This window comes from Erwinia sp. LJJL01, from assembly GCF_047300805.2.
Lineage (GTDB): Bacteria > Pseudomonadota > Gammaproteobacteria > Enterobacterales > Enterobacteriaceae > Erwinia > Erwinia aphidicola.
Window position 1 is genome coordinate 1,715,811 of the sequence record NZ_CP178576.1, and the last position, 19,684, is coordinate 1,735,494.

The window sequence follows — 19,684 nt, forward strand, 5'->3', positions numbered from 1 at the left end:
CCCGACCTGCGGCTTATTCAAAATCTGGCAGAAACCGCTGAATGTCGACTTCCTGAAACTGGCAGCGCTGGAAGCGATCTTTCAGCGCATAGGGCACGGTACAGTCGAAAATGGTTTTGCAGGAGATACCCTTCGCGCTGATCGACGGGCTGAATTCCGGCACCTGCGACGGGTCCAGCGGGTGGCAGCGCACGCCGGGGATAAACAGGGTATCGACATCGCCCTGATAGCGGGTCTGCATCGCCCACAGCACGTCGTTGCTGTCGAAAATATCCACGTCCTCATCCACCAGCATCACGTGCTTCAGCTCGGGGAAGGCGGAGAATGCCAGCAGCGCCGCCTGCCGCTGTCGCCCCTCATCCATCGGTCCGGCTTTTTTAAACTGCATCACCGCGAGGAATTTCCCGCCGCCGGATGAGTGGGCAAACACGTTCAGCAAACGCCCCGGCATCGCCCGTTCCACCATGCCGAGTATGCTCGCCTCGGTTGGGATACCCGCCATATTGACATGCTCTTCGCTGCAACCGAGGGTGTGCTGCAGGATGGGGTGGCGGCGATGGGTGACCGCTTTCACCTTGATCAGCGGCAGGGAGGCGTTTGCCGCGCCGGTATAGCCCGGGAACTCCGGCATCGCCTTACCCGTATTCGTGTTCTGGTCCTCGCGCACGCGCACATTGGGGAGCAGCTCGCCCTCAATCACCACCTCGGCATGGGCAATCGCCCGCGCATCCACCGACACCGCCTGCGCCAGCTCTACCGCTTGCCCGCGCAGCGCGCCGGCCACGCATAACTCGTCGAAGCCGAGCGGTGTGGTTGGCGGTTCGAAGCAGGCACCGATATAAATCGCCGGATCAACGCCGATGCTGATGGTGATCGGCAGGGCTTTCCCGGCGGCTTCGGCCTTCTGGCGAAACGCATCAATATGACGGCCGGGAACAAAATAGATCGACAGTTCATCGCGCCCCTGTATGCACAGGCGGTGAATGGTGATGTCCGATTCGCCGGTTTGCGGGTCGCTGGCGTAGCACAACCCCATGGTAAAGTAGGGGCCGGCGTCCTCTTCAGTATTAGTGGGCGCAGGCAGCAGCGTGCGGATATCAAAACCCTCATCGCTGGCGAGATGTATCACCTGCTGGCAGGGGATGTCGGTGGCTTTGGTCAGCACCGGCGGGATCGGGTTGTTCACCGAATTCATCAATAAATGCCCAAGCCGCGCAGGCTCGCAGCCGAGCAGTTGCCCGACGCGGCGGCGTGATGCCAGCACTCCGGTCACGACGCGAAAATCGTCAAAGCCTCTGACTTTGTTGAATAACATTGCCGGCCCCGCGCGCGTCGGGCGCAGCGTGGTGCCGCCGGCCCCGACATAGCGATAGACGCCGGAAAGCTCAGCGTGCGGGTTCACTTCAGTATCGGTGCTGACCAGCTCACCCGGCGTCTGCGCCAGCAGCGCCAGCGCGGATCGCAGGTCATAAACGCTATTTGCCATGTTTTCCTCCTCATCAGGCGGTCTGTTGCCGTCATTAAGCCGCCTGTTACGCAGCCTGTGACGAAAAAGCGTAACCAACATACCTTTTCACTCGCGCTTAAGACGTCCAGTTAATGCTGGACCGCGGCTTCACCAGGCTAATCTGAAAGTCGCTACCTGCGCTGATTATTCGTTTCCGCCAGCAACTTTGGCTGATTTATAGTCGCTGAAAAGTGTTCAGCGCGCCGGGGTGCCATCATGCAGATCTCCAGACAACAAACAGCCTGGCTTAAGGGCATCGCGATTGCCTTTATGGTCGGGCATCATCTGTTTGCCTTCCCGGAACGCATCGACCCAGCGGTGACGGTCCAGCACCTGCTGCCGTGGGTCAACCTGGAGCGGGCTATCGCCGGGTTTGAAAAAATCTGCGTGCCGATGTTCCTGTTTCTCTCCGGCTACGGCTTTGCCATGAGCAAAGCGCGCGGCTGGCGCGACCTGCTGAAAAAGAGCTGGGGGATTTACAGTCAGTTCTGGCTGGTGTGCCTGATCTTCGTGCCGCTCGGGGTAGTGTGGTTTAACGGCAGCGGAAATTACTCGCTGGAGCCGGCGAATGTGCTGCTTAACCTCAGCGGGCTGTCGACGACGTGGAACGGTGAGTGGTGGTTCCTGGTGCTCTATATCGCTTATCTGTTTACCCTGCCGCTGATGCGTAACCTGTCTTCCGGCCTGCTGCTGGGCGTGGGGCTGCTGCTGCTGGTGGCGGGCAATCTGTCGTTCCGCTATTTCCACAGCAGCTGGATTGAGCGTGATATCGGGCTTTACGGCATGTGGCTGCTGCCGTTCATCTGCGGTTTTCTGGCCGGACGGCACAAAGAGGATATTGATTCACTGGTGCATCAGGCGCTGCAACGCCGCCTGTTCTGGCCGCTGTCGGTGCTGTTTATCGTCGCAGTTTATGGCGCAACCCGCCTGCCGGGCTTCGCCAATCTCGGGCTGGCACTGGTCACGCCACTGTTTATTGTGCTGTGTCTGGATGTCTGTCAGCGCCTGCCCGGCTGGAGCAAAGCCGTGCTGGCGGAGCTGGGCCAGCGCTCAACCTTTATCTGGCTGACCCACACCTTCTACTGCTACTACTTCTTCCAGCAGATGATCTATGCGCCGCGCTTTACGCCGCTGATCTATCTGCTGCTGCTGGTCGTCTCCTGGCTGACCAGCGTGGTGCTGGGCTGGATCTACCAACAGCTGTTCACCCGCCCCAAAATGCCGGACAACCGCATCCCAACCTGATCAGGATTTGGCAGCCACTTCGGTGACCTGCGCCTTGGGTTTTGCACTGCCGGTCACCAGCCACACCGCGACGATAATCACCAGCGCCCCGGCGATAAAGCCTTCGGAGAGGGTTTCATCGAGGAAAAGATAGCCCCACAGCACGCCAAACGGCGGGATCAGGAAGGTCACGGTCAGGGTGCGCAGCGGGCCAATATCGGCAATCAGGCGGAAGAACAGAATATAAGCCCAGGCGGTACACACCAGCCCGAGCGCCAGCACGCACAGCCAGACGCCAGGGTGATTCCACTGCACCGCCGGCTGGGTCGCCACCGATCCGATAAACACCGGCAGCATAAACAGCGTCGCGCCGATCTGGCTGCCGAGCGCCACCAGTTTGGCATCCATTCCGCCGCGATCGCCAATCCACTTTTTCGTCAGGAACCCGGCCAGCGCATAGCAGGCGGTTGCCACCAGGCAGGCGGCAATGCCCATCAGCACCAGATGCGACAGCGCCAGGCTGCCGGTGGTGGTCAGCAGCACAATCCCCAGCAGCCCGATAAACACCCCCAGCACTTTGCGCACGGTGAAGGTTTCAGAGAATAGCAGCCCACCAATCAGCACGCCCATCAGTGGCGTGGTGGCATTCAGGATCGCCGAGTAACCCGCCGGCAACCACTTCGCCGCCAGACAGTACATGACAAAGGGCACCGCTGAGTTGATCACCCCCAGCAGCATCGCCGGCAGCGCTTTACCGCTAAAATTTATCCTGACGCGCAGCACCAGCAGCAGTGCCAGCAGGCCAAGGCAGCCGAACAGCACGCGCAGAAATGCGGTATTCAGCGAGCCGAAAACCGGCGTGGCCACGCGCATAAATAAAAAGCTGGCACCCCAAATCGCCGCCAGCAGTAAGAGTCGCCCAATATCCTGTTGCTTCACCCTGCTCTCCTGCCCGTATTGTTAAGCCTCATTTATAGGCGGACCGGCCGGTCGAAACAAGCCGTTATCGGTCATTGAAATCGTTTACATTTATTTGCGAGCTGCGTCGTGGTATCAAGATAACGGGCGCTGCAGGGGTTCTCATCCGCCGCCCCCGGTGTTTAAATCCGCTAATCATCATCGACCGGAGGTTTTTAATGCTGTCCTCACACACCCTTAGCCTTGCCATTCATCGTAACTGGGTCGATCTCTATGAAACGATCTGGAAACCCGAGTTCTTCCCGAAGTGGGCTTCCGGCCTTAGCCAGGGTCCGCTGGAGCAGGAAGGCAGCGTCTGGAAAGGCCATGGACCACAGGGTCCGGTCAAGGTGCGCTTCACCGATCACAACCCGTTCTGCATTATGGACCACTACATCGACAGCGGTTACAGCAAGGAAATTTTTGTGCCGATGCGTATCGTCGCCAATGAAGAAGGGGCGCAGGTACTGATTACCCTGTTCCGCCAGCCGCTGCTGTCGGACGAAAAGTTTGCCCAGGAACTGGAATGGGTGAAAAACGATCTCCAGGCGCTGCATAATCTGCTGACCCGCTGATGTTCAGGCAGGGATGCGCGCTCAACGGATAAGGAGCTTCTGATGGAAAAAGTGATCTTTGATACCGATATTGGCGTCGATGACGCTTTTGCGCTGGCGTATGCGGCGCAAAGCGTCGATATCCTCGGCATTACCACCGTTTTTGGCAATGTTCCCGTCGCGCAGGCGGTCAGCAATGCCCGGCTGTTCAGCCAGAAAATCAACCTCGACGTGCCGATCTATCGCGGCTGCTCGCGCCCGCTGGCGCATCAACCCACCGTGCCAGCCTGGGCCGTACACGGTAAAGACGGCCTCGGCGGCGTATTTGATAACCCGTGGAGCGGAGCGGCGGAAAATGCCATTGAATTTATTATCCGCAGCGTGCGCGCGCATCCTGACGCGCTGACGATTGTCGCCATCGGTCCGCTGACCAATATCGCCACGGCGATTAACCAGGCACCGGATATTATTCCGCAGATTAAACAGCTGGTGATGATGGGCGGCGCGTTCGGCAGCCACGGCCACGCCGGCAACGTCACGCCGTTTGCGGAGTTTAATATCTGGAAGGACCCGCACGCCGCCGATCAGGTGCTGTGCAGCGGTATTCCGGTGGTGATGCTGCCGCTGGACGTCACGCTGGAGGTGCAGCTCAGCAGCGACGAGATCCGCTCCCTCAACCATCCGGTACTCAGCGCAATCTCGCAGGGCTATATGGAGTACGCCCTGCAAAAAGAGGGCATCGCCGGCATGGCGCTGCACGATACCCTGACCATCGCTTACCTTAATCACCCGCAGTGGTTTGGCGTGACTGAATCCCCGGTGCGCGTGGTGACCGACCGCGTTTCCCGGGGTCAGACGCTGCGCCAGCTGCAAAGCCCGGCGTCCATGGACGATCCCTTTGCTGGCTGCCCGCGCCATAAGCTGTGCCTGACGGTAGCAGCAGAGAAAGTGAAAGCACATTTCCTCACTACGCTGCGGCGTTAATTCAGGTTCCAATTGGGCTGGTCAAATGTCACAAACTGTCCACTGTGTCAGGCCAGCTTTATAAGCGTAAAACAGCGTCAATTGTTGAACAATAATTTTGAACAACTTCTGCAAAACCCTCCGCTATCAGATTTCCTTCAGCAGGCGTAACATTGTTTTCAACGGGGCACAACGCCCCAGCCAATCAAACTTAATGAAGGAATTACCCAATGAAATCTATCAAAACTTTTGCTGCTGTTATCGTTCTCTCCACCGTCTCTTTCGCCAGCTTCGCGCAGAGCGTGAGCGCTACCGGTTCAACACTGGACGGCGCTGAAGCGAAAATCGCCGCTCAGGCAGAGCAGGCTGGTGCTTCTTCATACAAAATCACCGGTGCTAACTCCAACAACGGTGTCTACATGACCGCTGAGCTGATTAAGTAACTCTGCACCACCGGCAATGCCCGAACTCTGCATCCCAGGGGGCGGGCATGCCCGTTTTACCCCCCCTGCTTTCCCCACTTCACGTCAAACCATCACCGGCACGAAATAATCAATCTGGGCCTGCTTGCCAGCCACAGCGGCAAAGCTTTGCGCATCAATGCGTTCAATGTCGTAGCCGTCACGACGCACCGCACCGGCGGTCGGCAGGGCATGTTCATAAATCAGCTTGATAAAATCCGCGTAGTGACGCACATCCCCGCGAAAGGTGAAGTGCAGGTAAGGCTGCCTGACGATTTCAAGCTTAAGCGGCGCGACCGCTGAGGGCGCGTCATTATCCAGACAGGTCAGATACTGCAAGGTGCCGCAGTCATCTTCGCGCGGGCCGCCCTTAACCACGTTAGTCAGGCCGTACAGCGTGCCGGGGTTTGCGGCCCTGCCCGCCAGCCGCGCCTGCCAGAACCGCTCACGCGCCGCCCAGTCAAAGTCACTGATGGTCGCCAGCGTAAAGGCATACTCGTTCAGCGCGCCCGTCAGCTGCAGTCCATCCAGCTCTACCTGCTCTCCCTGCGGGACTGATTGCGCGCTGAGGTTGATTGGCGGGCACAGCCCTTTGCACGACCAGTGCAGCGCATCACGATACTGCGCGGGCGTGACGTTGAAGTGGCGCTTAAAGGTTTTGTGATAGACATTGTGGCTGGAGAAGCCGTGCTCGCTGCCCACCGAATCGATCTGGCGGTCAAACAGCCGCAGCATAAAGGCGCTGGATGTCAGCCGCCGCTGACGGCAGTAGGACGCCAGCTTCTGCCCGGTCACTTCTTTAAAAATGCGCTGCAAATGCCATTTCGAATAGCCCGACTTTTCCACAAAATCGTTTATCGTCAGCGGCGTATGGATATTCCCTTCCAGCCAGTGCAGCAGTTGATGAACAACTTCCTGTTTGAAGGTCGATTTCACGATGGTTCACTCTCTCGGGTCAGGGCCAGTAAATGGTTTTTCAGGATCTGCGCATCGCGCACGGCGCTGTGCACTTCCAGCGAGCCGGACAGCCAGGCGCCGTCCGTCGCCAGCCGCGCCACCTCATGCAGCGGATGACTGTCGGTCAGCTGGTGCTGCTGTAAACGCCCCGCCAGCCATGCATTCCAGCGCTGGCACAGGGCGGGGGATGCCATCATCGACAGCGAGAGGGGAATATGAATATTCTCTCCGCGCTGGGACATCTCCTCAAACGCCGTGGTGATATACGCCCGCGTAAAGCGGCCGCCAGGATGGGGATCGGCTGCCATCAGCGCGTCTATCTCCTGCTCGCGCTCTGCCATAAAGGCATCAAACACCGCATCCAGCAGCGCCTGCTTGTGGGGAAAATGGTGAAAAAATCCGCCTTTTGTCACGCCTGCGGCGTCAGAAACGGCCTGCACGGTTACGCCGCTCAGCCCCTGGCGGGCGGCCAGCTCGGCCGCACACTGGATAAGTGCGGCGCGCACCTGCTCAGGCTGCTTTTTACGATGCCAGCCGCGCTGACAGGAGGGCGTTTCGCCAGCTGAGCTGCCGGATTGGGAGGATTTCATCAACATTCTCTTCACAAAAGATACCGGGCGGTATGTTTGCACAAGATAGCATGAAATTTGTGCTTTCCGCACCTTATCCTCACAGCAAAATGAAACGTTCAGACCTTAATACTCAAATAATAAAAAAAATAATCTGACTCGCGTCATATCCCGCAGATTTATCCACGCCATCGACTGACCGGACGTGATAGTTTTTTCGCATTACGCATGCCAGGGAGCCGTAGCCGATGAAAAAAACCACGCTGACAGACATTGCCCACGAGGCCGGAGTGGGTGTTGCCACCGTTGACCGGGTGCTGAACCGCCGCGCCCCGGTCAGGCCCGACACGGAAAAACGGGTGGTGCAGGCCGCGACGCGCCTCGGTTACCGCTTCGACCCCGAGTTTCTGCCGCAGGGTGCTCCACTTCATCGTAGCGGCACGCTGCGCATCGGGGTGATCCTGCTGTCGCGCGACTACTCCTTTTACGACACCTTCTCCCGCGCGCTGGAGAAGCAGGCCGCGCCCTACCTGCAGGAGGGCACCGGGATTGAATTCGCCTTTCACGGTATTCATGCCATTGAACAGACCGCCGCCGCGATTGAGCAGTTAAGTAATAGGGTCAATATGCTGGCGTTAATCGCGCTGGATAACGCGCTGATACGCCGGGCAGTGGAGCAGGCGGTGAAGAAAGGGGTGAAGGTCTTCACCATCCTGTCGGACCTTTCGCCATGCGGCCATGCGGGTTACATCGGGCTGGATAACCGCAAGGCGGGAAGAACCGCCGCCTGGGCCGTTCAGCGCCTGAGCGGGCCGCCTGGGAAAGTAGGGGTGATCGTCGGCGATAACCGCTTTCTCTGCCAGGAGACCTGTGAGATCAGCTTCCGCTCCTACCTGCGTGAATACGCCACCGGGCACAGGGTGCTGGAGCCGGTAAAAAGTTTTGAAAACGTCGAGCGCGGCTACCAGGTCACGGCGGAACTGATCCGCAATCATCCTGAACTGTCGGTAATCTATGCGCCGTGCGGCGGCGTCGAAGGGGTGGTCAATGCCCTGCGCGACAGCAGCAGGCGGCAGGAGATCACGCTGATCTGCCATGGCCCGTTGCAGGATGCGCAGCTGGCGCTGATCGACGGTACGCTGGATATCATGATCGCCCACCGGCTTGATGAGCTGGCCGCACGGGTGATTGAGGCGATGCAGCTGGCACACAGCCAGGAGTCGGGCAGCTTTATCGCACTGACCAGCGGCTTTGAGCTGATGACTAAAGAGAATTACTGATCCCTGCCCCCTCCGCGCGCGGCGCTGGGCGCCGGATAACATCCTGAAATGGCGATAATGATAGAATTTTATCATTTAAAACTATCAAAAATAGTGAGATCGCCATCAAAAAATAAACATTCCATCATTGATGGTAATGGAACATTCATTTGATACTCCCTGCAAATAACCGTTGCAGGAGTATCCCGTGCCCTCATTTCCCGCGCCAACAAACCCCTCAGCCAGCACTCCCGGCTCCCCCGGCTGGGCCGTCGCCAACGTCATTACCGGCTGCCTGGTGCCGCAGGAACATGCCGCTCGTCCCAACTTGAAAGCAAAACCGCGCCTCATTAATTCACAAAGGAGAGCGTGATGACGATTCATATTGCTAACGCGCCCTGCAGCTGGGGGGTGGACGACCCGAAAAACCCGCATCTGCCGCCGTATGAGAAAGTGCTAAAAGAAGCGGCGCAGGCGGGCTATCCGGCCATCGAACTTGGCCCGTGGAGCTACCTGCCCACCGACCCGGCGCGGCTGACGCAGGAGCTGAACCAGTACGGTCTGACGATTGTTGCGGGTACGATTTTCGATGACCTGGTGAGCGCAGCTAACTTCCCGGCGATGATCGCCCTGACCCACACTCTGTGCGGCAGCCTGGCCAAAGTCCCGACCGCCAGCAAAAAGCACGGCGATAACCTTGCGGCGCCTTATCTGGTAATTATCGACTTCGGTAACGCCGGGCGCGCGCGCCTTGCCGGTCAATACCACAAGGCAGAACGCCTGTCCGACAGCGACTGGCAGCGCATGATAAGCCACATCAACGAGATCTGCCGCATCGCTCAAGGGTACGGCGTGCGCCCGGTGATCCACCCGCATGCCGGGGGCTGCATCGAGTTTGCCGACGAGCTGGAAAAGCTGGTGCGGGATATTCCGCACAGCGTGGCGGGCCTGTGCCTCGACACCGGGCACCTCTACTACGCGGGCATGGACCCGATCGCGGCGCTGGCGCACTACTTCGACCGCATCGACTACCTGCATTTCAAAGACGTCAACGATGCGGTGTTCAGCGATGCGATCGCCCGCGAGCTGGACTTTTTCACCGCCTGCGCCCAAGGGGTGATGTGCCCACTTGGTCAGGGGGCGATTGACTACCCGGCGGTGCGTGCCCTCCTCGCAGAGCGCCACTATCAGGGCTGGATCACCATCGAGCAGGAGCGCGACCCGCGCAATGCCGATGGCAGCCTGCACGACGTCACCGAAAGCCTGCGCTACCTGAACAGCGTCGGATTTTAATTAAGGAACATCACATGATTAACGGCATTAAACCTCTCGACCGCTCCCTGCGCTGGGGCATGGTCGGCGGCGGCGGCACCAGCCAGATTGGCTATATCCACCGTTCCGCTGCGCTGCGCGACGGCACTTTTACCCTGATTGCGGGCGCGTTTGATATTGATGCGGCGCGCGGCCGGGCCTTTGGCGAGAGCCTGGGCGTCGACGGCGAGCGCTGCTACCCGGACTATCAGACGCTGTTCCAGCAGGAAGCGCAGCGCGCTGACGGCATTGAGGCGGTTTCGATCGCCACGCCGAACAACACCCACTTTGCTATCTGTAAGGCGGCGCTGGAAGCCGGGCTGCACGTGGTGTGCGAGAAGCCGCTGTGCTTCACCACGGCGGAAGCCAAACAGCTGGCCGAACTGAGTCAGCAGAACAACAAAATCATCGGCGTTACCTACGGCTACTCCGGCCATCAGCTGATCCAGCAGGCGCGCAGCATGATTGCTGAAGGGCTGCTGGGCGATATCCGCATTGTGAATATGTCGTTCTCACACGGCTTCCACCACCAGGCGGTGGAGCTGGATAACCCGAGCACCCGCTGGCGCGTCGATCCGAAATTTGTCGGGCCAAGCTACGTGCTGGGCGACCTGGCGACGCACCCGCTGTTCCTGGCGGAAACCCTGCTGCCGCAGCTGAAAATCAAGCGTCTGATGTGTTCGCGCCAGAGCTTTGTTAAAAGCCGGGCGCCGCTGGAGGACAACGCCTTTGTGCTGATGGAGTACGATAACGGCGCGGTGGGATCGCTGTGGTGCTCGGCGGTGAACTGCGGATCGATGCACGGGCAGAAGATCCGCGTGATCGGATCGAAAGCCAGCCTGGAGTGGTGGGACGAGCAGCCCAACCAGCTGCGCTATGAGATTCAGGGCGAGCCGGTGCGCATTCTGGAGCGCGGCATGGGCTACCTCGCCGCACGCGCGCTGGAAGAGGACCGCATCGGCGGCGGCCACCCGGAAGGGCTGTTTGAAGCCTGGTCGAATCTTTACCGCCGTTTTGCCGTGGCGATGGATGCCACCGATCGCGGCGACACGCAGCTGCTGGCCGATTTCTGGTACCCGGACGTGCATGCCGGCGTTGCGGGCGTGCAGTGGGTTGAGCGCTGCGTCGAGTCGGCGGATGCCGGGGCGACGTGGGTGGATTTCGCGTAAAATGAGAGGGTCAGGCATGCCTGTCCCGCGTGAAATCCCTCCAACGATCGGGCGGCCCAACCGTACGGGTCGACCATTTTTTTCGGTCGACCCGTAAAATGCGCTAATAGCGCTCTGTCAGAACGTCACCTCTTCTCAGCATGGAGTCGTAAGGAATTTTTTTGTCGTGCGCGGAGGAAGCGGTGGAGGTGATAAGCCCCGGTCAATCCGTGACCGAAGTTATCGAGGGTTTTCGGTTGCTGCCGGGCTTAGAGTACGGCGCCTGGCGGTACGTGTTTGAAGGTATCGACATAGATGCGAAACACGTATTTAAAGAATTTTTTCATGGGGTCCGCTTGTAACTTTTGTTGAATTACGCAAAAAAATTATACAACCAGCGCGTTTTTCAGGCAATAAATTTTGAAGCAGATCACACTTTAGACTTTTAGTATGTCAGGAAAAAGTTAAACCTTCCCTAAACGAGCCGCTGCGCTTAGCGATTTCTCCGCTTGATTAGCGGCGCAGTTTACTACCCGCCTGCGCAATTTTTTCCAATATTTTCCCATCGGCAGCGGTGATAATCTGCCTATCTTTCATGCCGGATTGGACGCCAATGCCCTTCTCTAACGGTTTTTTACTCAGTCTTTCTCTCTGCCTCGACATTGGCATCGCCAATATCGCGATGATCACTCTGGCGATGCAGCGCGGTTTTTTTCACGGCCTGTGGCTGGGGATCGGCACCTGCATTGGCGATCTGATCTACGCGATCCTCGCCATGGCCGGAATGGCGGTGCTGTTGCAGTTCACCCCGGTGCGCTGGGTGCTGTGGATTGGCGGTTCGCTGATCCTGCTGTGGTTTGCCTGGAAGATGGTGCAGAGCGCGCTCAAGCCTGCTACGTCACTCAGCGTCGGTGATATTGGCGAAGCGCTGAGCATCCGCCAGAACTTTTTGCGCGGCATCTTCCTGGCGATGTCATCACCAACGGCGATCCTGTGGTTTGCCGCCGTGGGCGGCGCGCTGATTTCGCGCATGGGCAGCGGCAGCACGGCGGATTCCGGCTGGTTTTTAAGCGGCTTCTTTCTGGCGGGCGTCAGCTGGTCAGTGATGCTGTGCGCGGTCGGCAGTATTGGCGGGCGCATGCTCGGGGCGAAAATGCTGCGCTGGTCGTATATCGCTTCGGCAGCGATCTTCTGCTACTTCGCGGGTTATGTGATTGTTTCCGGCTATCGCGAGTTTATCGGCGGATAAGGCGCAGGTATTGATGCGGCGTGATGCCCATCATTTTACGGAAGCTGTTAATAAAGTGGCTCTGATCGTAGAAGCCCAGCCGGTGCGCCACCTCCAGCGTGCCGTGCTGATGGCGCAGCAGATTGCGCGCCGCCAGCAAGCGCAGCTGCATATGGTACTGCAGCGGCGCAATGCCCATCTGCTGACGAAACTGCCGCACGAAGTGGAATTTGCTCAGCCCGGCAGCGGCGGCCAGCTGGTCCAGCGTCAGTTTGCTGGTCAGGTTATCACGCATACACTCCAGCGCCTGGCCCAGCGACTCGGGGGCCGATGACAGCGCTTCATCCCGGCTATATTTCAGCAGCTGGCTGGTCAGCCACAGCAGGTTTTGCTGCTGCACCTCCTGCTCCTGCGGCGACTGCGCAAAGCCACAGATTGCGGCAAACAGCTGGGGATCGCGCAGCACCCCTTCCCGCAGGATCGGCGGCGCACGATCGGCGAGATCGGCAAACACCTGCTGCGGCAGGTGCACGCTGAAAAACTCGACCGGACGATCGCCAAACTGCGAGGCCTGTAAAGTTTCGGGGTTGTAGAGGGTGATTTCCCCGGCGTGGACCGTCAGGGTTTGCTGATGCAGGCTGAGCTGTTCAACGCCGCTGAGATTGGCACTGATTACATACTCTTCGTGCGTGTGCAGCGGGAAAGCCGCATTGCGGGCGGTGAGGTGCGCGCACTCTATCTGATTGTGGCTGTTCCAGTTAACGACCGATAACGCCATATCCGCTCCGCTGCGCGCTGAAAGGGCGGAGGATTAACTCATCAGCCCAAGGTGTTCAACCAGAATACTCGAACCGATACCGATCAGCACCACGCCGCCGAAAATTTCTGCCCATTTGCCCATCACCGGGCCAAGGAAGCGGCCGAGCAGGATACCCGCGGTCGCCATAATCATGGTCGAGGCGCCAATCGCCAACGCGGTAGTGACGATATTGACCTGCAGGAACGCCAGACCAACGCCCACCGCCATCGCATCAAGACTGGTGGCGACTGCGGTACAGACCAGCAGCCAGAAACCGTGACGGGTTGGCGCTTCTTCCGGCTCCTGTTCTTTTTTACGCAAGCCTTCAACGATCATACGGCTGCCTAAAATAAACAGCAGGCCGAATGCGACCCAGTGATCCCACGCCATCACGTATTGACTGGCGGCAAGGCCAATAGCCCAGCCAATCAGCGGCGTCAGCGCTTCAATCACGCCGAAAATCAGACCGGTGCGCAGTGCTTCTTTCAGGGTCGGACGATGCAGGCTGGCACCTTTGCCAATTGCCGCTGCGAAAGCGTCCATCGACATGCCGAAAGCGAGAATCAGGGTGGCGTATAGGTTCATTGTATTTATCCCGGTCTGAAGCGACGGGTGCGTTCCAAATCGTTAAAACATCAGCTTATGTCGGAAAAATAGCCACAAGCCAGCTCAAGTGAAACGCATCCTAGCACGCAAATGGCCAGAAAAAAAGACAGTAAAATCAGGGATTTGAGTATAGCCTCGGCTATACTTTTTAACAGCGGCTATTTTAGACAGGGATTTTAAAGCGGAAACTGTAAAAGAATTACCGTCTTACAAAAAGAGTAGGGATATACACCCCTGAAGGCGTTGGGGGATATTTCGCCCGTTTAAGACGCCAGTATCCCCCACTATTTCCGGCGGCATTACCAGACGCGGTAAACGCGCCCCGTCTCATTGCCATCGACGCTGCGGCGATAGGCTAATGCCACGCGGCTGGCCGGGGCACTTTCAAATCCGGGGAAGAACGGACCGTAGCTCTCCAGCGATTCGGTTAATACCGTCGGGCTGACGGCGTTGATGCGCAGGCCGTTTAGCTCATTGGCCGCTGCCAGCACGAAGCCTTCCAGCGCCGCATTGACCGCGGTGGCATTGACGCCGGTGCGGATCGGCTGCTGCGCCAGGATGCCGCTGGTCAGGGTAAAGGAGCCGCCCGGGTTAACGAACGCTTTGCCAATCAGCACCAGGCGCACCTGGCCCATCAGCTTATCCTGCAGCCCGCTGTCGAACTGCGCGCTGGTCATTTCGCCCAGCGGACCGAAGTGCACGCCGCCGGTGGCGGAAATCACCGCATCGACCTTCCCCGTGCTGGCAAACAGCGCTTTCACACTCTCTTCACTGGTCAGGTCAACCTGGAAATCGCCCTGGGTTTTTCCCACGCGGATCACCTGATGGTCACGGCTCAGTTCGTTCACGATGCTCTGGCCGACGGTACCGGATGCGCCAATCACTAAAATTTTCATCTGTTCTCTCCTCATAGGTGCGGTTGAGGGATTGTCGCGCAGTGCAGAGCCGGGATAAATGCGCGATACTTTCGGGAACTCCTAACCCAGGGTTTGTAATCATGGATAAATTACGCAGTATTGAAGCCTTTATCTGCGCGGTCGACAGCGGCAACTTTAGCGAGGCAGCGCGGCGGCTGGATATCACCGCCGTGATGGTCGGCAAGCACGTGCGCCAGCTGGAGAGCGCGCTCGATACCCGCCTGCTGCAGCGCAATACCCGGCGCCAGAGCCTGACGGAAGCGGGCGAGAGCTACTACCGGCAGTGCAAACAGGCGCTGCTGCAGCTGCGAGTGGCGGAAGAGAGCGTGGAGAATATGAAGCGCACGCCGTCCGGGCTGCTGCGCATCAGCGCGCCGCTCAACCTTGGGGCCAGTGCGGTGGCTGCAGTGGTCGCCCGCTACCAGGCGCGTTACCCGCAGGTGAAGATCGAGCTGGATCTCAACGACAACTTCGTCGATCTGATCGCCGAAGGGTTTGATTTTGCCCTGCGCGTGGGCAGCCTGAAAAATGCCGAACCGCTGGTTGCCCAGAAGCTCGGGGATTATCAGATGGTGGTGTGCGCCGCGCCGGAGTATCTGGCGCAGCACGGCACGCCGCAAACGCCAGAGGCGCTTTATCAGCACCGCTGCCTGTGCAATATGGCGTGGAATAAGGGCAATGCCTGGCGGCTGGGTGAGGTGCAGTGGCCGACCGACGGCAGCTTTATCTGTAACGATGGCCAGGCGCTACGCCAGGCGGCGCTGGCCGGGGCCGGATTGATTCTGCAGCCGCATATTCTGCTGGCGGAAGATATTGCAGCGGGCCGGCTGGTGCCGCTGCTGCGCGAGTGGCAGCAGAGCAGCCGCCCGATCCATCTGCTGTGGCGCCAGGATCTCAGCCCGTCAGAGAAGCGCAGCAGCTTTGTCAGCTGGATGCGCCAACAGCTGCCGCTGGCGCTGGCCGTTTAAAGGTTGAACCACGGGCACCATTGCCTGAAAATAGCCGCAACTCGCTGACACGGAACCGTGATGAAAAATCCATTTTTAACCTTTTTGATGCCGATGAGTACGCTGATGCTCGGCTTTCTTTCGGCGCTGCTGCTGCCTGCACCGTCGTTTGGCCTGACGCTGACGCGTAAACTGGTGGAGATGTTCCATCTGGCGGATATCAGCCAGCTGTATACGCTGGTGTACTGCCTGTGGTTTTTACTGCTCGGCGCGCTGGAGTATTATGTGATTCGTTTTATATATCTGCGGTTTATCCGCCCTTAACGTTAAGGGTCGGGCATGCCCGACCCCTACGCTTAGGTTCACTGGATTGCTGTAGGGGCGGACCTTCTTTTCGGTCCGCCCGCCCGGGCGACTCAGCCGCTAAAAATCATTGCCATACCGCTGGAAAAAATCAGCAGGCCGATAAAAAACAGCACAATAGCGGTGACTGCATTGTCTTTTTTCACCATTATTTCCCCCTCAGAACCACTGGCCGAAACGGCGGATATACAGGCGCTTCATGCCCTGCGTCAGCAGGCAGTAGCCGAGCAGCGTGGCCAGCAGCCATGGGAAGTAGTTCCACGGTAGTGGCACCAGCCCAACGGCGTGACCCAGCGGTGAGAACGGGATCATGATGCCGAGAATCATCACCAACCCGGTGGCCAGCATCACCGGCAGCGCAGCGCGGCTCTGGATAAACGGGATCTTCTGGGTGCGCAGCATATGCACCACCAGCGTCTGCGACAGCAGCCCTTCAACAAACCAGCCGGACTGGAACAGCGCCTGCATTTCAACGCTGTTTGCCGCAAACACATACCACATCAGGCAGAAAGTCGAGATATCGAAGATCGACGACGTCGGTCCCATCCACAGCATAAAGCGCCCGATGTTCTTCGCATCCCACTTACGCGGCTTGCGCAGGAACTCTTTATCCATTTTGTCCCACGGCAGCGCCAGCTGTGACAGGTCGTACATCAGGTTCTGCAGCAGCAGATGGATTGCCAGCATCGGCAGGAACGGAATAAACGCGCTGGCAACCAGCACCGAGAACACGTTGCCGAAGTTAGAGCTGGCGGTCATGTTCAGATACTTGATGATATTACCGAAGGTCTCGCGCCCCTTAATCACCCCCTGTTCCAGCACCATCAGGCTTTTTTCCAGCAGGATGATATCCGCTGACTCTTTGGCGATATCGGTGGCGCTGTCAACGGAGATGCCGATGTCCGCCGCACGCAGCGCGGGCGCATCGTTGATACCGTCACCGAGGAAGCCGACGGTGTGACCGTTACTCTGCAAAGCCTGCAGAACGCGGGTTTTCTGCTGCGGGCTGAGGCGGCAGAACAGCGTTCTCTGCTCCACCAGCCGCGCCAGCTCGGCATCGCTGATGCGTGAGATTTCACTGCCGCACAGCGGGTCGCCCGGCTCCAGCCCGACTTCCCGGCAGATCTTACTGGTGATAATTGCGTTATCTCCGGTCAGAATCTTCACCGTGACGCCATTTTCATGCAGCGCAGCAATCGCCGCGGCCGCACTCTCTTTCGGCGGGTCGAGGAACGTCAGCAGGCCAGTGATGACCAGATCACGTTCATCGGCCGCGCACAGCGGCTGAGTTAGTGTATGCTCACTTACATTGCGCGACGCGACCAGCAGTACGCGGAAGCCCTGCTGGTTATACTCTTCCGCCAGCAGCTGCACCTTAAGACGCGCGGCATCATCCAGCGGACGCACTTCCCCCGCATCCAGCCAGAAAGAGGAGACTGCCAGCATCTCATCCACTGCACCTTTGCAGATCAGCAGCTGCTTTTGCTCGTCGGCCACCAGCACCGACAGGCGGCGGCGTTCGAAATCAAACGGCAGCTCGTCGATTTTGCGATAGCGCCACAGCCCGCTAACCGACTGATTTCCCTGGCTGAAGCCGAGAATCGCCTTATCCATCAGATTTTTAACACCGGTCTGATGGCGGCTGTTAAGCCACGCCTGTTGCAGCACGCGCTCATCGCGCTGCCCCTGCAGGTTAAGGTGCTGAGCCAGAATAATCCGGTCCTGAGTCAGGGTGCCGGTTTTATCGCTGCATAGCACGTCCATCGCCCCAAAGTTCTGGATAGCATTCAGTCGCTTAACCACCACTTTGCGTTTTGACAGCGCAATCGCCCCCTTCGCCAGGTTTGAACTGACGATCATCGGCAGCATTTCCGGCGTCAGGCCGACCGCCACCGCCAGTGCAAACAGCAGCGCATCGCTCCAGTCGCCTTTGGTGTAGCCGTTGATCAGCAGAACAATTGGCACCATCACCAGCATAAAGCGGATCAGCAGCCAGCTGACACTGTTGACGCCTCTGTCGAAGGAGGTTTGTGGGCGCTCACCTACTAATGACTTCGCCAGCGAACCAAACCAGGTCTGGCTGCCGGTCGCGACCACCACCGCCGTGGCGCTGCCGCTGGCGACGTTGGTGCCCATCAGGCAGATCCCCGGCTGGCTCAGCAGCTCCTGCTCGTCAATCTCTGCCGCCTGATTGGCCGCCAGCGACTGGCTGTGGGTGTCGTACTTTTCAATCGGCAGGGCTTCGCCGCTCAGCGCCGCCTGGCTGACGAACAGATCGCGGGAGGCCAGCAGCCGCACATCAGCGGGGATCATATCCCCGGCGGAGAGCATCACGATATCGCCCGGTACTACCTGCTGCAGCGGCACTTCCATGCTGACCGCTTCGCTGTCGGCGTGGCTGCGGCGCAGCACCGTGGCGGTGGTGCTGACCAGCGATTTCAGCGCTTCCGCCGCTTTGTTGGTGCGGTACTCCTGCCAGAAACGCAGCAGCCCGCTCAGGCTGACCATGATCAGCATGATGATCACGCCGGTCAGGTCAGTCTCTTCCCCTTTACGCGCGGGTAGCAGGTAGTCGGTAAAGAAGCTGATGGCAGCCAGCACCATCAGAACCCAGATAAATGGGTTGTTAAACGCCTGCAGCAGCTGCACCATCGCCGCCGGGGCCTTATCGCTGGCAACCTGGTTCGGGCCATAATGTTGCAGACGGGCTTCTGCATCTTCCTGGGTCAGTCCCTGACGCTGGGTATTAAGACGAGCCAGGGTGTTATCCAGGCTCTGGGTGGCCGCGCTGGCAATCGCCAGGTCACGCGCCATTTTCAGGTTGGCTTTATGCATTTTCATAGGCCAGCTCCCTTGAATGAGGTGTTTTTTACGCGCAGGAAACCGCTCCTGCGAACGAGGATTTTTTTCATTATTCAGAGGGGGCGGAGCTGACAGGTGGGAGGGAACGCGCCTTAGTTGCCGTTATGCCTCCTCAGTTGCCACCGCCGCCTTTCTCGGGATGGAGGTTCTTTCATCGTGATGCTCCTTTAGTTAAGCCGTGATGGCCGGGGCGATTTGCCAGTGCACCGCACTGACGCTCTTTTCCAGGCTGATGCGACAGACGATATTTTCGATTTCCCGCTGTGCGGCGGGGAATGCCATCACTTCGGCGCTCACTTCCAGGTGCCCGGGCCGGGCAATATCTGCGCTGTACAGCGACTGCAGGCGCAGCGCCATGCCGTTCAGTGCCTGGAGGATCAGCGTGCGCACCATAATTTCATCTTCGCTGCCGCAGACAATCTGAATGCGGTAGCGCTGTTCGGTTTCGTTATCCACCGCGCGCGGCTGCTTATTGATGCGCTGGGCCGCCTCGCGCAGCAGGATATTGGCGCACAGCAGCACCAGCGTGGCGGCCACCGCGTTGGTGAACTGACCGAGCCCGCACAGTACGCCGACCGCAGCGGAGCACCACAGCGTGGCGGCGGTATTAAGGCCGGAGATATTCACGCCCTGGCGCATAATCACCCCGGCACCGAGAAAGCCGATGCCGGAGACAATCTGTGCGGCAATACGCCCCGGGCTGTCCGGGGAAGTGCTGATTGAACTCAGAATAAAAATTGCTGCACCGGTCGCCACCAGCGCATTGGTGCGCAGGCCGGCCATGCGCTGACGCCACTGGCGTTCAGCACCGATAATCGCGCCCAGCGTTACCGCCAGGGCCAGATGCAGGATAAAAGGGGTCCATGTCATTTTCTCGTCCTCATTATCGTCTCACGACGGGAGTTGAGGTGCGCGCAGGCGCACCGGTTACGGGCTAATCAGCGCGTGAAACCGGGAGGAAACAGATGATGACGTTGTGGCGTAATCAGTAAACGGCGCATAAGCAATCCCTGTCCGGCAGTAAGCCTGGACGATGTTCAGTATCAGATTAC

At 58.8% G+C, this 19,684-nt stretch carries 19 protein-coding genes; 10 read left to right on the top strand and 9 right to left on the bottom strand.

Features of this window, described 5'->3' with window-relative positions; translation table 11 throughout:
* Window positions 1-13: 13 nt before the first annotated feature.
* Window positions 14-1,486: a UbiD family decarboxylase gene (locus tag ACLI4M_RS08875; protein ID WP_133622452.1), complete on the bottom strand. Its 1,473-nt coding sequence runs from the start codon at window positions 1,484-1,486 to the stop codon at window positions 14-16.
* Window positions 1,487-1,723: 237 nt separating this feature from the next.
* Between ACLI4M_RS08875 and ACLI4M_RS08880 the strand changes: the two genes are divergently transcribed.
* A complete protein-coding gene (locus ACLI4M_RS08880) occupies window positions 1,724-2,752 on the top strand; it encodes an acyltransferase family protein (protein WP_133622451.1) in 1,029 nt (342 codons plus the stop codon).
* On the opposite strand, the gene ACLI4M_RS08885 is transcribed toward ACLI4M_RS08880, so the two are convergent.
* A complete protein-coding gene (locus tag ACLI4M_RS08885) occupies window positions 2,753-3,670 on the bottom strand; it encodes a DMT family transporter (protein WP_133622450.1) in 918 nt (305 codons plus the stop codon).
* A gap of 197 nt (window positions 3,671-3,867) precedes the next feature.
* On the opposite strand from ACLI4M_RS08885, the gene ACLI4M_RS08890 reads away from it, so the two are divergent.
* The 3 genes from ACLI4M_RS08890 to ACLI4M_RS08900 all read left to right on the top strand — a co-directional run bounded on the left by ACLI4M_RS08890 (window position 3,868) and on the right by ACLI4M_RS08900 (window position 5,648).
* The gene (locus ACLI4M_RS08890) at window positions 3,868-4,263 is read left to right on the top strand and encodes a polyketide cyclase (protein WP_133622449.1); all 396 of its coding nucleotides are present in this window, start codon (window positions 3,868-3,870) and stop codon (window positions 4,261-4,263) included.
* A 42-nt stretch (window positions 4,264-4,305) separates the two neighbouring features.
* Window positions 4,306-5,226 (top strand): nucleoside hydrolase, encoded by a 921-nt coding sequence (locus ACLI4M_RS08895; RefSeq protein WP_133622448.1) that lies wholly within the window; start codon window positions 4,306-4,308, stop codon window positions 5,224-5,226.
* Window positions 5,227-5,435: 209 nt separating this feature from the next.
* Complete coding sequence (locus ACLI4M_RS08900) at window positions 5,436-5,648, top strand: DUF1471 domain-containing protein (RefSeq protein WP_133622447.1); 213 nt, start codon at window positions 5,436-5,438, stop codon at window positions 5,646-5,648.
* A gap of 84 nt (window positions 5,649-5,732) precedes the next feature.
* Here ACLI4M_RS08900 and ACLI4M_RS08905 read toward each other — a convergent pair whose 3' ends face one another.
* Window positions 5,733-6,602 carry a helix-turn-helix domain-containing protein gene (locus tag ACLI4M_RS08905; protein WP_166643141.1) on the bottom strand — a complete coding sequence of 290 codons (870 nt, stop codon included), beginning with the start codon at window positions 6,600-6,602 and terminating at the stop codon, window positions 5,733-5,735.
* Entirely contained in the window at window positions 6,599-7,213 is a 615-nt protein-coding gene (locus ACLI4M_RS08910; protein WP_166643140.1) for a TetR/AcrR family transcriptional regulator, read from the bottom strand. Before ACLI4M_RS08910 ends, ACLI4M_RS08905 begins: the two co-directional genes overlap by 4 nt.
* 227 nt (window positions 7,214-7,440) lie before the next feature.
* On the opposite strand from ACLI4M_RS08910, the gene ACLI4M_RS08915 reads away from it, so the two are divergent.
* The 4 genes from ACLI4M_RS08915 (at window position 7,441) to ACLI4M_RS08930 (ending at window position 12,159) form a co-directional block, all read left to right on the top strand.
* The gene (locus ACLI4M_RS08915) at window positions 7,441-8,472 is read left to right on the top strand and encodes a LacI family DNA-binding transcriptional regulator (RefSeq protein ID WP_133622444.1); all 1,032 of its coding nucleotides are present in this window, start codon (window positions 7,441-7,443) and stop codon (window positions 8,470-8,472) included.
* Between the two features lie 351 nt (window positions 8,473-8,823).
* Complete coding sequence (locus ACLI4M_RS08920) at window positions 8,824-9,744, top strand: TIM barrel protein (RefSeq protein WP_133622443.1); 921 nt, start codon at window positions 8,824-8,826, stop codon at window positions 9,742-9,744.
* A gap of 14 nt (window positions 9,745-9,758) precedes the next feature.
* Window positions 9,759-10,931 carry a Gfo/Idh/MocA family protein gene (locus ACLI4M_RS08925; RefSeq protein WP_133622442.1) on the top strand — a complete coding sequence of 391 codons (1,173 nt, stop codon included), beginning with the start codon at window positions 9,759-9,761 and terminating at the stop codon, window positions 10,929-10,931.
* A 592-nt stretch (window positions 10,932-11,523) separates the two neighbouring features.
* Entirely contained in the window at window positions 11,524-12,159 is a 636-nt protein-coding gene (locus ACLI4M_RS08930) for a LysE family translocator (protein WP_133622441.1), read from the top strand.
* Here ACLI4M_RS08930 and ACLI4M_RS08935 read toward each other — a convergent pair.
* The 3 genes from ACLI4M_RS08935 to ACLI4M_RS08945 form a co-directional block, all read right to left on the bottom strand.
* Window positions 12,146-12,916 (bottom strand): helix-turn-helix transcriptional regulator, encoded by a 771-nt coding sequence (locus tag ACLI4M_RS08935; RefSeq protein ID WP_133622440.1) that lies wholly within the window; start codon window positions 12,914-12,916, stop codon window positions 12,146-12,148. The two genes, ACLI4M_RS08930 and ACLI4M_RS08935, sit on opposite strands and share 14 nt — an antisense overlap.
* A 33-nt stretch (window positions 12,917-12,949) precedes the next feature.
* Window positions 12,950-13,522 carry a manganese efflux pump MntP gene (gene mntP / locus ACLI4M_RS08940; RefSeq protein ID WP_048917819.1) on the bottom strand — a complete coding sequence of 191 codons (573 nt, stop codon included), beginning with the start codon at window positions 13,520-13,522 and terminating at the stop codon, window positions 12,950-12,952.
* A gap of 320 nt (window positions 13,523-13,842) precedes the next feature.
* Window positions 13,843-14,439: a short chain dehydrogenase gene (locus tag ACLI4M_RS08945; protein WP_133622439.1), complete on the bottom strand. Its 597-nt coding sequence runs from the start codon at window positions 14,437-14,439 to the stop codon at window positions 13,843-13,845.
* A 101-nt stretch (window positions 14,440-14,540) separates the two neighbouring features.
* Between ACLI4M_RS08945 and ACLI4M_RS08950 the strand changes: the two genes are divergently transcribed.
* Both ACLI4M_RS08950 and ACLI4M_RS08955 read left to right on the top strand, forming a co-directional pair.
* Entirely contained in the window at window positions 14,541-15,428 is an 888-nt protein-coding gene (locus ACLI4M_RS08950) for a LysR substrate-binding domain-containing protein (RefSeq protein WP_133622438.1), read from the top strand.
* Window positions 15,429-15,488: 60 nt separating this feature from the next.
* Entirely contained in the window at window positions 15,489-15,731 is a 243-nt protein-coding gene (locus ACLI4M_RS08955) for a DUF1158 family protein (RefSeq protein WP_133622437.1), read from the top strand.
* Between the two features lie 198 nt (window positions 15,732-15,929).
* On the opposite strand, the gene mgtA is transcribed toward ACLI4M_RS08955, so the two are convergent.
* Window positions 15,930-18,611 (bottom strand): magnesium-translocating P-type ATPase, encoded by a 2,682-nt coding sequence (gene mgtA / locus ACLI4M_RS08960; protein ID WP_133622436.1) that lies wholly within the window; start codon window positions 18,609-18,611, stop codon window positions 15,930-15,932.
* 192 nt (window positions 18,612-18,803) lie between these two features.
* Window positions 18,804-19,502, bottom strand: coding sequence for an MgtC family protein (locus tag ACLI4M_RS08965; protein ID WP_048917824.1), 699 nt, complete (start codon window positions 19,500-19,502; stop codon window positions 18,804-18,806).
* Window positions 19,503-19,684 lie beyond the last annotated feature (182 nt).